This is a genomic window from Phytohabitans houttuyneae (assembly GCF_011764425.1).
GTDB lineage: Bacteria > Actinomycetota > Actinomycetes > Mycobacteriales > Micromonosporaceae > Phytohabitans > Phytohabitans houttuyneae.
On the sequence record NZ_BLPF01000001.1, the window covers coordinates 470,923 to 484,384 of the forward strand.

9 protein-coding genes are annotated in these 13,462 nt (G+C 74.0%); 4 read left to right on the forward strand and 5 right to left on the reverse strand.

The window, feature by feature from the left end; genetic code table 11:
- Nucleotides 1-6 precede the first annotated feature (6 nt).
- The 4 genes from Phou_RS02185 (at nucleotide 7) to Phou_RS02200 (ending at nucleotide 6,120) form a co-directional block, all read left to right on the forward strand.
- Entirely contained in the window at nucleotides 7-1,302 is a 1,296-nt protein-coding gene (locus tag Phou_RS02185) for a helix-turn-helix domain-containing protein (protein WP_173053095.1), read from the forward strand.
- A gap of 164 nt (nucleotides 1,303-1,466) precedes the next feature.
- Nucleotides 1,467-2,099, forward strand: a complete 633-nt coding sequence (locus Phou_RS02190) for a toll/interleukin-1 receptor domain-containing protein (protein WP_173053098.1) — start codon at nucleotides 1,467-1,469, stop codon at nucleotides 2,097-2,099.
- Complete coding sequence (locus Phou_RS02195) at nucleotides 2,096-4,402, forward strand: hypothetical protein (protein ID WP_173053100.1); 2,307 nt, start codon at nucleotides 2,096-2,098, stop codon at nucleotides 4,400-4,402. The genes Phou_RS02190 and Phou_RS02195 overlap by 4 nt, the downstream gene beginning before the upstream one ends.
- A 2-nt stretch (nucleotides 4,403-4,404) precedes the next feature.
- Nucleotides 4,405-6,120 carry a vWA domain-containing protein gene (locus Phou_RS02200; RefSeq protein WP_173053102.1) on the forward strand — a complete coding sequence of 572 codons (1,716 nt, stop codon included), beginning with the start codon at nucleotides 4,405-4,407 and terminating at the stop codon, nucleotides 6,118-6,120.
- A 7-nt stretch (nucleotides 6,121-6,127) separates the two neighbouring features.
- On the opposite strand, the gene Phou_RS02205 is transcribed toward Phou_RS02200, so the two are convergent.
- Genes Phou_RS02205 through Phou_RS02225 form a run of 5 tightly spaced genes read right to left on the reverse strand, consistent with a single transcriptional unit; the run spans nucleotide 6,128 to nucleotide 13,391 of the window.
- Nucleotides 6,128-9,331, reverse strand: a complete 3,204-nt coding sequence (locus tag Phou_RS02205; RefSeq protein ID WP_173053104.1) for an ATP-binding cassette domain-containing protein — start codon at nucleotides 9,329-9,331, stop codon at nucleotides 6,128-6,130.
- Nucleotides 9,319-10,425, reverse strand: coding sequence for a protein phosphatase 2C domain-containing protein (locus tag Phou_RS02210; protein ID WP_173053106.1), 1,107 nt, complete (start codon nucleotides 10,423-10,425; stop codon nucleotides 9,319-9,321). Before Phou_RS02210 ends, Phou_RS02205 begins: the two co-directional genes overlap by 13 nt.
- Nucleotides 10,418-11,188: a vWA domain-containing protein gene (locus tag Phou_RS02215; RefSeq protein WP_173053108.1), complete on the reverse strand. Its 771-nt coding sequence runs from the start codon at nucleotides 11,186-11,188 to the stop codon at nucleotides 10,418-10,420. Before Phou_RS02215 ends, Phou_RS02210 begins: the two co-directional genes overlap by 8 nt.
- A complete protein-coding gene (locus tag Phou_RS02220) occupies nucleotides 11,185-12,654 on the reverse strand; it encodes a DUF4407 domain-containing protein (protein WP_173053110.1) in 1,470 nt (489 codons plus the stop codon). Before Phou_RS02220 ends, Phou_RS02215 begins: the two co-directional genes overlap by 4 nt.
- The gene (locus Phou_RS02225) at nucleotides 12,651-13,391 is read right to left on the reverse strand and encodes a hypothetical protein (RefSeq protein WP_173053112.1); all 741 of its coding nucleotides are present in this window, start codon (nucleotides 13,389-13,391) and stop codon (nucleotides 12,651-12,653) included. Before Phou_RS02225 ends, Phou_RS02220 begins: the two co-directional genes overlap by 4 nt.
- Nucleotides 13,392-13,462: the final 71 nt, after the last annotated feature.

Below are 13,462 nucleotides of genomic sequence, written 5' to 3' on the forward strand. Positions count from 1 at the left end.
GCGGGCATGCAGAGGCCACGGACGACGTTCGGGGTGGAGCTGCGGCGACGCCGGCTCGCCGCCGGCCTGTCGCTGTCCGACCTCGCCGCCCTGGTGCACTACAGCCGCAGCCACCTCAGCCGGGTGGAGACCAGCGGCAAGCCACCGAGCCTCAGCCTCGCCCGGCGCTGCGACACCGAGCTGGGGGCCGACGGCGCGCTGACGAGGCTCGTCGAGCGCCCCACCGCCGGCCCGCCGAAGAGCACCGAGGTGTCCCCGGTGGACCGCTGGTGGATGGGGCTGTCGGCCAACGGCGGCGGCACGCTGATCGTCACCCATCCGGGCGAGCCGTGGGAGGGCGGCGAGGCGCTCGTCGCCAACTGGGCGCTCAGCGCGCAGGCCGCCACGGACGCGTCGGCGGACCGCGTGCTGGCCGGCTTCGAGGAGATGTTCCGCCAGATCAGGTCGGTCGGGCAGACGGTGCCGCCGGTCACGCTGCTGCCCCTGGTCATCGCGCACGCCCACGCGCTGCGGGTCCTGGCCAGCACCGCCGGCTCGGCGCAGCGCGGGCCGGTGCTGCTGCTGGCCGCACGGTTCGGGGAGTACGCGGGCTGGATGCACCAGGAGGCCGGCGACGACCGCGCGGCGGCCTGGTGGACCGACTGGGCGGTGGGCCTCGCCCGCGAGGTCGGTGACCGCGACATGACGCCGTACGCACTGGTCCGCCGCGCCCTCATCGCGCTCTACCAGGGCGACTCGGCCACGACGGTCGCGCTGGCCCAGCAGGCGCAGGCCGCCGACTGTTCGGCCCGGGTGCGCGGGCTCGCCGCCCTGCGGGAGGCGCAGGGGCGGGCGATCAGCGCCGACTACGACGGCTGCATGTTCGCGCTGGAGCGGGCCGCCGCCCTGCTGGAGCCCAGCAACGGCCAGGAGCAGGTGCTCGGCTCGTGGACGGTGCCCGACCAGGTGGCCCTCGCCTCCGGCTGGTGCCTCTACGACCTCGGCCGCCCGGTGGAGTCCGCCGAGATCCTGTCCCGGCAGCTGGCCGCGATCCCCGCGCACGCCGTCCGGGCCCGCGCCCGCTACGGCGCCCGGCTCGCGCTGGCCCACGCCGGCGGCAACGACGTCGAGCAGGCGTGCACGGTCGCAGCCGGCGTCCTCGACGCGATGCCCATGGTGCAGTCGGCCACCGTGCGCGCGGACGTCCGCGACCTCAGCCGGATGCTGGGCCGCTGGCGCGCAAACCCGACCGTGCGGGACCTGCTGCCCCGCTTCGCCGCGGCGCTCGCGCTGCCGGCGCCCGCCGCTACCCGAACGGGGTAGGCCGTACGACCCAGGCGGCTCCCGATCATCCGGTACACCGCGACGAACCGACCGTCCACCCTGTCTGTTGTCCATCCCAGGGGATACTGACAACGGCTTGTCCGCTCCCGCCCGCCATCGCAAGCTGTACGGCGACACGGCATCCCAGGGAGACGCGCTCGCGCATGACGAAGATATTCATCAGCTTCCGCAACGGTGACGAGAGCTTCGCCGCGGTGACCCTGGACGACCGGCTCTCGGCGCGTTTCGGCCCCGAAAGCGTCTTCCGCAGCAGCCGCTCCATCCCGGCGGGCACCGACTTCGAGCCGGTGCTGTGGCGCAGCCTCGGGCTCTGCTCGGTGGTGCTGGTCGTGATCGGTCCACATTGGCTCACCGGCCGGGCGGGCAACAACCGCCTGTGGGACCACGAAGACTTCGTCCGCCGGGAGGTGGCGCTCGCCCTGCGCCTGGGGCTGACGACGATTCCCGTCCTGGTCGGCGGGGCGCACATGCCCGGGCTGGGCGAGCTTCCGGCGGAGCTGGCCCCGCTCACCAGCCGGCAGTACCGGCGGATCGACGCGCGCAGCGCCGACGCGGACGTGCGGGCCCTCGTCGAGGAGGTGGCGCGGGTGGTCGGCGACACCGGGCCGGCGGCGGCCGGCGCGTCCACAGTAGAGCCCGAAGCCCGGCCGCAGGGCAACAACCAGCGCTTCCGTACGGGCAACGCGGTCCAGGCCCGCGACGTGCACGGCGACCTGGTGATGGGCGACAAAGTGGACGGTCCGAAGATCGTCTTCGGGCCCGGAGGGCGGGCGTGACGGCACCGGCTCCCCCACCGGCGCCCACCGCGACCGCACCCGCCCCGAGCGCGCCCGCCGGCACCCCTCCGGCCGGAGCCGCCGCATCGCCCCCGGGCGGCGGCTCCGGCCCCGCCGACACCAAGCCCGCCGGCGCGCGGCCCGCGGCAGCCGCACCCGGCGAGGCGGTCGACGGGGTCGACGGCGGGTCCTGGGCCGAGCCGGGGCAGGCGACCTCCAGGCCGGGCGAGGGCACCGCGCGCAACGAGCACTGGCGCGCGGCGCGCACCGTCCACGGTGACCAGATCGGCGGCGACAAGGTCGCCGGGCACAAGTTCGAGCTGCGGTTCGGCGACCGGACCGTGCCGGTGCGGGAGCTCTCCATCGACCTTGTCGAGCCGGTCCGGTACGCGTTCGTCGACCCGGACAACTGGTCGCAGCTCCTGCAGCGGTTTCGCCGCCAGCGCTCCGCCGTGATCCGGGGCCGCCCCGGCCACGGCAAGGACGCCGCCGCGATCCGGCTGCTCATCGGCGAGGTCGAGCGGGTGTACCACCTGGACCCGACGGTCGACGTCGCCCACCTCGCCGACTCGATCGCAGAGCAGGCCGAAAGCGTGGGCGGAGCGCGGGGTGGCATCGGCTTCCTGCTCTGCCAGCCGGACGGGGCCACCAAGCTGCGCGGCTTCACGTTCCACGCGCTGGAGATGGCGCTGGCCAAGGCGAACGCCCGCCTCGTGATCACCATCTCGCCCGGCCAGCTGGCGGCTGACCAGGACGTCGAGCCGTACGTGCTCGACCTGCCCGACCAGCAGGTCGACCGGCAGAAGGTCTTCGCCGGCCACCTGGCCTGGCGGTGCGGCGACGGGCTGGCCGACCGCCTGCTCGCCAGCGAGACAGTGAAAAGCCTCCTCGGCGAGCTCGACGAGGGCGAGGCGAGCTGCCACTCGGCCGCCGAGCTCGCGGCGGTGATCAGCTCGGAGTGCGACGACAGCGGCACCGTCGACGGTTTCCGGGTGCGCGAGCGCCGCCGGCGCCAGCACGACCAGGCGTTCGACCTGTGGTTCGACAGCCTGCGCGACGCCGAGGAGCGCAGCTTCGCGGTCGCGCTCGCGGTCCTCGACGGCCTGCCCTACGAGGACGTCACAGCCGCGTCCCGCCGCCTGCGCCGCAAGCTGGAGGTCACCCAGCACCTCGTCGTCTCGGGCGGCAAGCCCGAGCTGCGGATCGCCCGCAACGAGGCGCTGCGCACGCCGACCAACCGCCTGCTGGAAAGGCTGCGCGCGGTCGAGGTCGAGCAGCAGGTGCGGTACGCGTACGGCATGGTCCCGGTCCGCACCGTGCGGTACAAGGACCCCAGCTACCCCATCAAGGTGATCGAGCGCGTGTGGTGCCGGTACCAGATCCAGCCCACCCTGCTGGAATGGCTCGGCGAGCTGATCGTGGAGCGTTCCGAGCCGGTGCGCATCTTCGCCGCCAGCACCCTCGGCGTGCTGTCCCGGTACTCCTTCGACTACCTGTGGACGTACGCGCTCAACGGCTGGGCGAACAGCAAGGACTACCGGCTGCGCGAGGCGGTGGCGTACGCGCTGCGCGAGCCGTCCGGCGACAAGCAGCTCGCCGCCAGCGTCGGCACCATCGTCGGCGTGTGGTACGCCAACCGCGAGCAGCCCCGCGCCCAGGCGACCGCCGCCCGTGCCTACGGCGCCGGCGCTGGCGGCCTCGACACCGCGACCGCGGTCGACCGCCTCGGGCGTCTGGCCACAGTGGACGACTACGCGGTGGCTGTGGCGATCGGAGACGCGCTGGCCGACCTCATCGTGGAGGACCCGGACCGCGTGGCGCCGATCGCCTGTGCCGGCCTGCTCTCCTGGTTTACCGACCGGCTCCGCTCCCGCCCGGCGCAGCTCGCCTTCCTGATCCTGGCCGACAGCCTGGTCACCTGGGAGCCGGACGGCGGCGGTGGCGAGACCCGCTGGCCGACGCTCCTGCACCTGGCCAGGACCGCCGAGGCGCTGCGCGCCCCGCTGTTCGGCCTGTGGCGGCGGGCGCTCAGCGAAAACGTCCTGCACGACCAGGCCCGCGGGGTGCTCACCGGCTGGGCCGGGCTCGCCGAAGCCGACCCCGCGCAGCTCGACGTCCTGCTCCGCCTCTTCCGCGCGGTCGTGACGGTGCCGCGGGTGGAGCCGCGACTGCTCCGCATCCTTTCCGCACTGGCCGCCGAGTGGGTGCGGCCGGACAACCTGACACCGCTGCCCCGCGCGCACCGGGCGGTCGACGCCCTGCTGACCCAGATCAGGCACGACGCGGGGCACAACGGGGAGTAGCCATGACCGAGACGATCTCGCTGTTGTTGAAGCAGGAGCCGGTGAAGCGGGTGACGCTGGCGCCCAGCCCGGCACGCGCGCCGTCCGTCGCCGTCGTGTACGCGCGGCGCGACGGCGACCTGGAGGTGCTCGACGGCGGCAAGCCGATGCGCTGGTCGGACCAGATGTTCACGAAGTACAGCACCCGGTACGAGGTGGACATCAGCGACCACCACGTCGACCTCAAGTTCGAGGGCGACACGGCGCTGCCCACCGAAGGCGACGTGTACCAGTTCCACGCCACGTGCAGCGCCAACTTCCGGGTCACCGACCCGGCCGAAGTGGTCCGGCGCAACGTCCGCGACGGCGCGCCGCTGGTGCACGGGTACCTGCTGCGCATGTTCCGGGCGATCACCCGCCAGTACTCCATCGAGGAGGCGGAGGAGGCCGAGGCGGCGATCCACGCGCAGCTGCGCCGGGACACGCTGCTGCACGGCGGGATCACGCTGTACGCGGTGGCCGTCCGCCTGTCGCTGGACGAAGCGGGACGCAAGTACCTGCAGGACGTCGAGCAGGCCCGCCGCGACGAGAAGATCAAGGCGGCCCAGCACCACACGAACGTCAACGACGTCGCGCGGCAGAGCCAGCTCGACCTGCTCCAGCAGACCGGACAGCACCTGCTGCAGGACCGGGAGCGGGCGCTCCTTTCGGGCCAGTCGATGGACGCGGAGTCCCTGATCCGCCTGCACCTGCAGCGCAACCCCGGCGACACCGCCGGCGCGATGAAGATGCTTGCCGAGGTCGAGGACGCCAGGGAGGCCCAGCGGGTACGCGAGAACGAGCGCTGGGAGGGCCTGCTGGAGAAGCTGGCCAACAGCGGGATCGCGCAGCCGTCCGACCTCACGCCGCTGCTGGACGCCGCGGTCCGCCACGTGGAGGGCTCGGGTCCGCCGATCCGGGCCACCGCCACCGTCCACTCACCGCAGCAGCCGCCGGAGCCCGCGGCGATCGGTTGGGACGCGCCGCTGGCGGGCGTACCGGCGCCGGAGGTCAGCATGGTCCCGCCGGCAGTGAACGCCAACGCGCTGGCCGCGCCGCCGAACCTCTGCCCGGTGTACGTGGTCGTCGACGAGTCCGAGGCCGCGTCGCCCTGGCTGGACCGGCTCAACGAGGCCGTCGGCGACCTCTACCGCGCGCTCGCCGGGCAGCCCCGCGACGCGGCTCCGCTGCGGCTCGCCGTGTGCGGGTTCGCCGAGGACGTCGCCGTGCGGGCCAAGCTGGCGGCGGTGGAGGCCGATCCCCGGGTGCCGCGGCTCACCGGGCGGGGCCCGGCCAGCTACACCGCGCTGTTCGAGTGGCTCCGCGACCACGTCGCGGCCGACGCCGAGGCGCTGCGGGCCGAGCACCCCTCGGTCCGCCGGCCCCTGGTCGTGCTGCTCAGCGCCGGCACGCCGGCCGGCGTCGACGACTGGGCGCCCGCACACCGGCAACTGCTCGGCCAGCTCCGCCGGCCCGACATCGTCGCCTTCGGGTTCGGTGGCGCCGGCGAGGCCGCCGCGTCGTTCGCGCTGTTCCCGGAGTACGCGTTCACCGCCGAGGACGCTCCGGAAACCGCCGCCGACCGCTTCGCCACGTTTCTGCGCGGCTACCTGCTCGCCTGCGGGCAGGCCGCGCTCGCCGGCACGGAGAGCCCGCTGCCGGCGCCGGTGGGTTTCCGCCCGGCCGGCGGCCCGGCCTGACGCGGAGTCACGGCTGGAGCCGGGCCTCCAGCACCGCGGCCGCCAGCCGGCCGGCGCCGAGCGCGAGCACGACCGGCCCGAGCAGCGCCGGCACCCAGCCGAGCGCGAAGAGCACCCAGAGCAGCGCCCCAAGCGCCGGCACCGCGGCCGCGCCCACGACGGCGGCGGCGAACAGCGTGCGCGTCGCCGCGGTGGCGAGCGCGCCCGCGCACAGCGACAGCACCATGACCAGCCAGAGCAGCAGCCAGGCCGAGACCCACGACGGCGGTCCGGGCACCCGCGGCAGTGCCCCGGCGGTCGCCACGCCGGCGGGGACGGCGAGCACCGCGCACACCGCGCCGAAGACCACCAGCTTGGCGGCCACGAGCGCACCCGCGCCGAACCCGGCCCGGCGGTCGCGGGCCAGCGCCGCGCGCTCGGTCACCAGGTCGGCGCGGCCGACGCTCAGGCCGGTGAGGACCGCGACCGCGAGCGGCCCGGCCGGACCGTCGAGCAGCAGGGCGGCGAGGATCGCGCCGACCACCGGCAGCAGCGGCAACGCGGCGAGCGCACCGGGCCCACGGCGCCAGAAGAGCAGCCACTGCCGCGCCACCGCTGCGGGCATGCCGGCGAGCGCGCCGTCGGGCTGGATCACGGTTTCGCACGCGGGAGGGGACGACGGCGGCAGCGGCCGCACCCCGCCGCCGGGGTCGCCGCCGGAGAGGTCCAGGGTGGCGACCCACTCGCCCCAGGTGAGGTCCGGCTGGTTCGCCAGCGGCTGGCCGGGCGGGCCGGCGAACCGCGTCCGGCCCTGTGCGTCGAGTACGACGACGAGGTCCGCGCCGTCCAGGCCGCCGACCGACCCGGTGGCCACGACGACGGTGCAGTTGGTGTCGCGGCTCACGGTCCGCAGCCGCGACAGGAGGTCGCTGTCCCGGCCGATGTCGTGCGATGTCCGCGACTGCGGTACGAGCAGCAGGCCGGGGCGCTGCACCACCTCGGCCGCGACCGACAGGCGCTTGCGCTGCGGCTCGCTGAGCGTGCGCACCCACTTGTCGGCCTCGGCCTCCAGCCCCAGCCAGGACAGCGCCTCCTCGACAAGCGCCGCCACGCGCGCCGCCTCGCCCGCGCCGGAGCGCAGCGCCGCGGCGTAGCCGAGCACCTCCCGCACGGTCAGCGTGCCGTGCAGGTCGTCGGTGGCCGGTACGCAGCGCACGGCGGGATCGCCGCGACGGCTGGACCCGCCGACCCGGACGGTGCCGCTGTCCGGACGGTGCGCGCCCGCGACGAGGCCGAGCAGCATCTGCGGGCTCGCCTCGTTCTGGCCGACGACGGCGACGAAGTCACCGGCGGGCACCGACAGCGTCACGTTGTCCAGCAGCGCCCGGCCGCCGCGGCGCACGGTGACGCCGGCCAGCTCCACACCGAGCGCCCGGCCGCCGCGGCGCCCGCCCCGCCCGGGCACCGTCACCGTCCGGCGCCCGACCATGAAGCGGCTGCCGGGCTCGCGCACCGTCCAGTCGACGGGCTCGCCGTCCACGTACACCTTGCCGTTGTGCGCGGTCACCCACCACGCACCGCGGGCGTCCACCTCGACCCGGGCGTGGTCCGGCCGTACCGAGGGGTCGTCGATGACGAGGTCGGCGTCGGTGCCGGGCGGGCCGATGACCCGCTGGCGGGTGGCGGTGCCCGGCCCGGCGCCGCCGCCCCCGTGCGCGGGCCGGCTGTAGTCCTTTGTGGACCGTGGGGCCGGTCGCTCCTGACGGGGCGCCGGCTCGCTGTACGGCTCGCCGGCCAGGCGCACCTCGGCCCGGTCCCCCGGCAGCGCCACGTCCCGCTCGGTGACCGGGCGGCCGTTGATCCGCAGCTCGCGCGGGCACTCCGAGGGTCCGGCGTAGAACGACCACGGACCGAACTCGCACACGAAGTGCCCGACGCACACCTCGATGCTCGGCGGGTTGGCCGATACCCGCAGGCGGTTTGCGTCCATCCAGAGGTAGTGCACGTCCTGCTCGGGCAGGCGCCGCTCGGCACCTCCCAGGATCAGCAGCAGCGAGCCCACCGCGCTCCTTCCGGCCCCGACCTGGTCAGGGCGCACCTCCTTGGACCAGCAACGACAGGACCGCGCAGGTGGCCAGGACCGCGACCGCGACGAACGCGATGAGCCGCAGCGGCGGCTCGCGGCGCCGGGCGTCCTGCGCCGGCCCGCGTCCGGTGTCGCCCAGCGGCGGCGCGGGTGCGGGCGGGAGCGCCGGTTGCCGGTACTGCGCGGGCAACCATCCACGCGTCTGTGTGGACATGACGACCTGCCGCCGGCGCTCGGGCATCGGCAGGGTCTGCGGGAGGGTCGGCTGGGGGCCCGCTGCATGACCGGCGCCGTGCCGGTCCAGGTCCGCACCCAGCGGTCGGCCAGCCGGCGCCACTCCGCCACCTCGAACGGGTCGAGCTTGCTCGTGCGGCGCAGCAGGTCCGCGGGGCCGTCGGCGACCAGGCGCCTGAGCTTGTCCATCGGCGGATCCATCAGGCCGAACTGGTCGAGCAGCAGCCAGATCGCCAGCCACGCCAGGCGGCACAGGTCGGTGCGGCGGTCCGCCCTGTCACTGCGCGGCAGGAGGGACATGAGGTAGCCCGGAGCGGCCGCCGGGCTTACCTCACCCCACGGTCCCATCATCGCGTCGCAGTCCACGTAGTACACGCGCTGGCCGTCCAGTGTGGACAGGATGTTGAGCTCGCGGAGGTCGTTGACGACCACGTTGTGGTCGTGAAACCACAGCAGGGCCTCGGCGGCGTGGCCGAGCGCCAGGCACTTCACCTGGAGCGAGGCTCCGGTCCGGACCTGCCGGTCCGCCTTGTAGTGCTGGAGGTGGGCGATCGTCCGGGGCGTCTCGGCGCCGTCGATGCGGTCGAGCTGGAAGAACTCGCGCGCCGCGAAGGGCAGCAGCACGCCCTCCAGGATGCCGCGCTGGCGCACGCGGTACCGGGGCCACGCCGCGATCGCGTCGAGGTGGTCGCGATCGTGCCGGGCCAGCCCGTCACGCCACGCGATGAGCCCGCCGAGAGCGTGCTGCTGCGCTCCGGTGCGGAACTCGACCGAGTACTGCTTGAACACGTACTCCACGCCGCGCAGCCGGCACCGCCACAGCGTGGAGTTGCCGGCGTCGGCCCATGCCAGCCGTTCGAGCCCGCTCAGCTCGGCGAGCTCCACCCAGTGGTCGTCGACTATCTGATCCACACCGCCACAACCGCCCTGTCGTCAGTCCAGTAGTCGTCGACGAAGTCGACCTGAGCCAGGTACTCCACCGGGGACGGCGGCGCCTTCCACCGCCCGGCCAGCTCCCGCGCCAGCGGCGAGCCGTCGCCGCCGAGCGCGCCGGCGAACCCGTCGCTGGCCAGCACGAGCACCGCGCCGGCCGGCAGCCGCTGCGGGCGGCCGCGCTTGAGCCGGTGCCGGGGCAGCTGCCGGGTGACGTTTTCCGCGTCGCCGCGGCGCTCGTGATGCAGCGCGTGCCAGCCGCCGCCGTGCAGCACCCACGCCTCGGAGTCGCCGACCCCCCAGGTCGTCACCACCGCGCCGCCCGCCGCCGGGCGTACCTCGGCCAGCACCAGGGTTGTCGCGCCGTCGACGTCCTGCGCGACCATGTGGTCCGCGAGCTGGCCGGTGACCCGGTCGAGCATGTGCTCGACGTCGTCGCCGGGATCGAGCCGCTCGCCCTGGTCCATCGCGTGCCCCACCACCCAGCGGGCGACGTAGCCGGAGTCGACCATCGAGCCGAGCCCGTCGGCGACGGCGACGAGCAGGGACTCGCGCCGCTGGTTCCAGACGACGCCGGCGGCGTCGTCGCCCGGTACCCCGTCGAAGGCGTGGCTCGCCCCGCGCATCGCGGCGGCCCGCACCACGAAGCGGCCGCCGCGGGCCTCGCAGGCGCCGTGGTCGACCGCGCGCCCCCAGACGCCGGCGGTCAGGACCGGTGCGACGAGCTTCGGCTCGACCGGCCCGCGGCTCCGCTCGGAGAGCACCATCGGGCGGACATCGCCCTCGGAGGCCGGGGTTGCAGCCGCTCCGGAACGCCACGGCAGGCGGGCCCATCGCGGGAGCCGGGGCCGCCGGGGAGCCCGGACCGGCTCGTCCCGGAGGCGCTCACCCCCGCCGGCCGGCCGCCGGGCGCGACCGGTGGCCGTGACCTCCTCGCCGACCTTGAGGTGCTGGACGTTCGCGCTCCTGGTCCGTGCCTTCGCCAGGGCCGCGAACGCGAGGAGGATGCAGGTCGCGGCGACCACGATGACGGTCACCGTGGCGGTGGACGCGCCCTGCGCGGCCTCAGCCATGGCGCGGCCCCTCGATGCGCCGCATCCCGACCGGCGTCCGGATGGTCAGCAGGCCGGTGCTCGCGGACGTGGAGATGCTGCTCTTGATCGCGTCGACCACGCTCTCGGACAGCTCCTTCGGGTTGGTCCGCCGGTCCGCGATGAACGCGTTGCGGCGCCCGTCCTCGCTGCCGGTGGCCAGGTGCCACAGGATGTCCCGCTCGGCTCCCGGCAGCCCGATCGCCGCCAGCCGCGCCCCGACCGGCTCGTCGGTGAGCCGCCGGCGGTGCCCCATCCACTCGTCCATGCTCTGGTTGCGCTCCCGCGCGAACGGCCGCCCGTCGGTGACGAAGAAGATCCACGGGCGGGCGACGTCCACCGTGTACCCGTCGCGCATCCGGCTCTGCTGCACCGCCCGCACGTCCTTGCGGTGCTGGTCGGCCAGGAAGCGCAGGACCCGGGCGTAGTCGGTGCCGTAGCCGAGCCGCGGCGGCCGAATCGCCGCCGGCTGGTCCAGCGACGTCATCGGCCGCAGGATCTCCGGCTCGTCGTTGAAGGCGAGCACGCTCACCGAGGCGAGCTTGTTGGTGACCGGATGGTCGGCCAGCTCGCGCAGCATGCGCGGGATGAGCCGCACGAAGTGCGCCTGCGAGCCGCCGTCCTGCGGCGCCTCGGGCCAGGGGCGGCGCATGGACTCCGAGGTGTCCAGGACCACGTAGATCAGGTACGTGCGGACCTTCGCGGTCCGCGCGCCGTCGGACGGCGCCGCCGACTGGTACGTCACCAGCGGCCTCCCGGCATGTCACGGTGGGAGATCTCCTGGGTGGGCAGGTCGGCCACGTCGGCCATGTCCACCACGCGGTGGTCGTGCGCGTGCGGGTCCCAGCTCGGGCTCGCCGGCCCGGTCGCGGTGTTCAGCAGGTGTTCCTCCAAGGCGTCTATCAGCTCGCTGCGCCGCTCGTCGTGGTTGGCGAGCTGGATGCGGCTCGCCTCGTTTATGCGTTCGAGCTCGGTCCGGTACTGCCGGTCGGTGCGGCGCCGCACGAGGTCGCCGTACCGCGACTGCCGGTCGAGGTCCTCGCTGGAGCGCAGCTGCCGCACGCGCTCCTGGTGGCGCAGCTCGTCCTCGAGGATCCGGTCGTACGACGTAGTGCCGCTGAGCACCTTGAGGATCACCGGCAGCGCGTCGATGAGGATGAAGAAGATCCGGATCGCCCACTGGGTGATCTTGACGAACCCGTTGCTGTCGACAAGCTCGTCCAGCGCCCGGAAGCGCTCCAGGATGCCCACCGGCCCCTGCCGGCCGCGTACCTCGGCGAGCTCCTCCTGGATGACCTCGTTGATCAGGACGCCGTAGTTGTTGCGGGCCTTGCCGATGCGCTCGTCGAGGGCGGCGAGCTGCGTGTTCAGGTCGGCGAGCTTCTTGCCGTTGTCACCAATCTTGTGGTCGTTGCGGAACCGGTCGGCCTCGGTGCGCAGCCGCTTGCAGTTCGGGCCCTCGCCCCGCCGGCCGGTCAGGCCCGGTCCGGGCGTGCCGTTGCACTCGCGGCGTGCCTTCTCCTCCAGCGCCGCGTACGCCTCGGCGTCGTCGCCCACCACCGCTTTGAGGTCGGTCACCTGCTTCTGCACCGCGTCGCGCTGGGCCTGCAGCGCCTGCGGCGACTCCCCGCCGAGCGAGCGGCGGAAGGGCTCGCAGCCCGGCTCGTTGACCTTCGGACTGGACGCCTCGGGAGTGCCCGGGATGGGGTTGCAGGTGCGCAGCGCGCCCTCCCGGTCACTCACCTCCTGCTGCCGGTCCTTGGCCACCTTTTCGGTGATCGCGGTGTTGTAGATGCCCAGCAGCAGCGGCTCGGCCACGATCACACCGAGCGCGATGGAGAGCAGCACGCGCGGCAGGATCTTGCGGGCCGCCCGCCCCACCTGCCCGACCGAGGTGGACGACATCAGCCAGCGGTCGATGCTGAGGATGAACAGGCCCCAGATCGGCACGGCGAACACGATGAACGGCTGGAAGCCGTCGAAGACGAAGTAGAGCGCGGCCGCCATCGAGAGCATGGCCATGACGGCGGTGCCGACCACCACGCCGCCCATCGACGTGTACCGCGCCCGCTCGCTGGGCACGTGCGCGAGCACGTCCTCCCGTACGCCGGTGGCCAGGCGGAGCACCCGGCCCAGTCCCCAGCGCGCCGGCCTCGCCGGTGGCGGCTCGAGTGACCCGATCGCGCCCGGGTCGATGCCTTGCGCTGTCATTCCCGCTCGTCTCCGTCCGGTGAATAGGTGCCGTACCCGTCGCGCGGCCGGCCGTTGCCGTGTCCGTCGCCGAACAGGTCGCGCGTGCCGGGGTCGTACGGCTCGCTCTGCTCGGCCGACTGCGGCTGCCCGACCGTCCACCCGCCGTCGTGGTGGATCGCGAGCGTGACGTCGACGAGCCGCACGCGCATGCCGGGGATGTCGGGCGGCTCCAGCTCGTTGCGCGCGATGGTGCGGGCCAGGATCCGCTGCGAGACCTCGGGGTTGCGGACCACGTCGTCGCGGGCGCCGAGCATGCGCAGCTTGGGGTCTCCGAGCAGGTACTCCAGCAGCTCCGGGCGCACGTCCCAGCAGCCGGCCGTGAGCACCTGCACCGGGTTGTGGACCTTGCAGTTGTAGCTGGCGCGCAGGGCGAGCCGGTACTCCGGGTTGATCGACGGCAGGATCGCCACCGCGGGCACCACCTGTGCCCGGGTCAGCACCACCGCGACCATGGTCGCCTTGACCACGACCTCCGACATCAGCATCTTGGGACCGGACGGCGCGACGGCGAACTGCTCGTTCGTCTGAAACACGTGCACCGATCCGCCGACCAGCTCGGGCAGGTCGTCGGAGCGGCGACGGGGCGTCCGGAAGAGCCGGCCCGGCACCGGGGTCAACGACGCCGACTCGACCACCGGAAACCGCACATCCGTCTGCATGAGGTCGAAACCGGAGGAGTCCTCCAGGAACGACACAGCCAAACCCCTATCTCTCCACAAGAGACGTCGTTGGAATATGTGCGCGAAGCCACGTCACTGTGTGCCTT

What these genes read in the sequence shown, in the direction of transcription:
- Phou_RS02185 (WP_173053095.1), top strand. Translation starts at nt 7, where the DNA reads ATGCAGAGGCCACGGACGACGTTCGGGGTGGAGCTGCGGCGACGCCGG.
- Phou_RS02210 (WP_173053106.1), bottom strand. Translation starts at nt 10,425, where the DNA reads ATGGCTGAGGCCGCGCAGGGCGCGTCCACCGCCACGGTGACCGTCATC.
- Phou_RS02200 (WP_173053102.1), top strand. Translation starts at nt 4,405, where the DNA reads ATGACCGAGACGATCTCGCTGTTGTTGAAGCAGGAGCCGGTGAAGCGG.
- Phou_RS02220 (WP_173053110.1), bottom strand. Translation starts at nt 12,654, where the DNA reads ATGACAGCGCAAGGCATCGACCCGGGCGCGATCGGGTCACTCGAGCCG.
- Phou_RS02190 (WP_173053098.1), top strand. Translation starts at nt 1,467, where the DNA reads ATGACGAAGATATTCATCAGCTTCCGCAACGGTGACGAGAGCTTCGCC.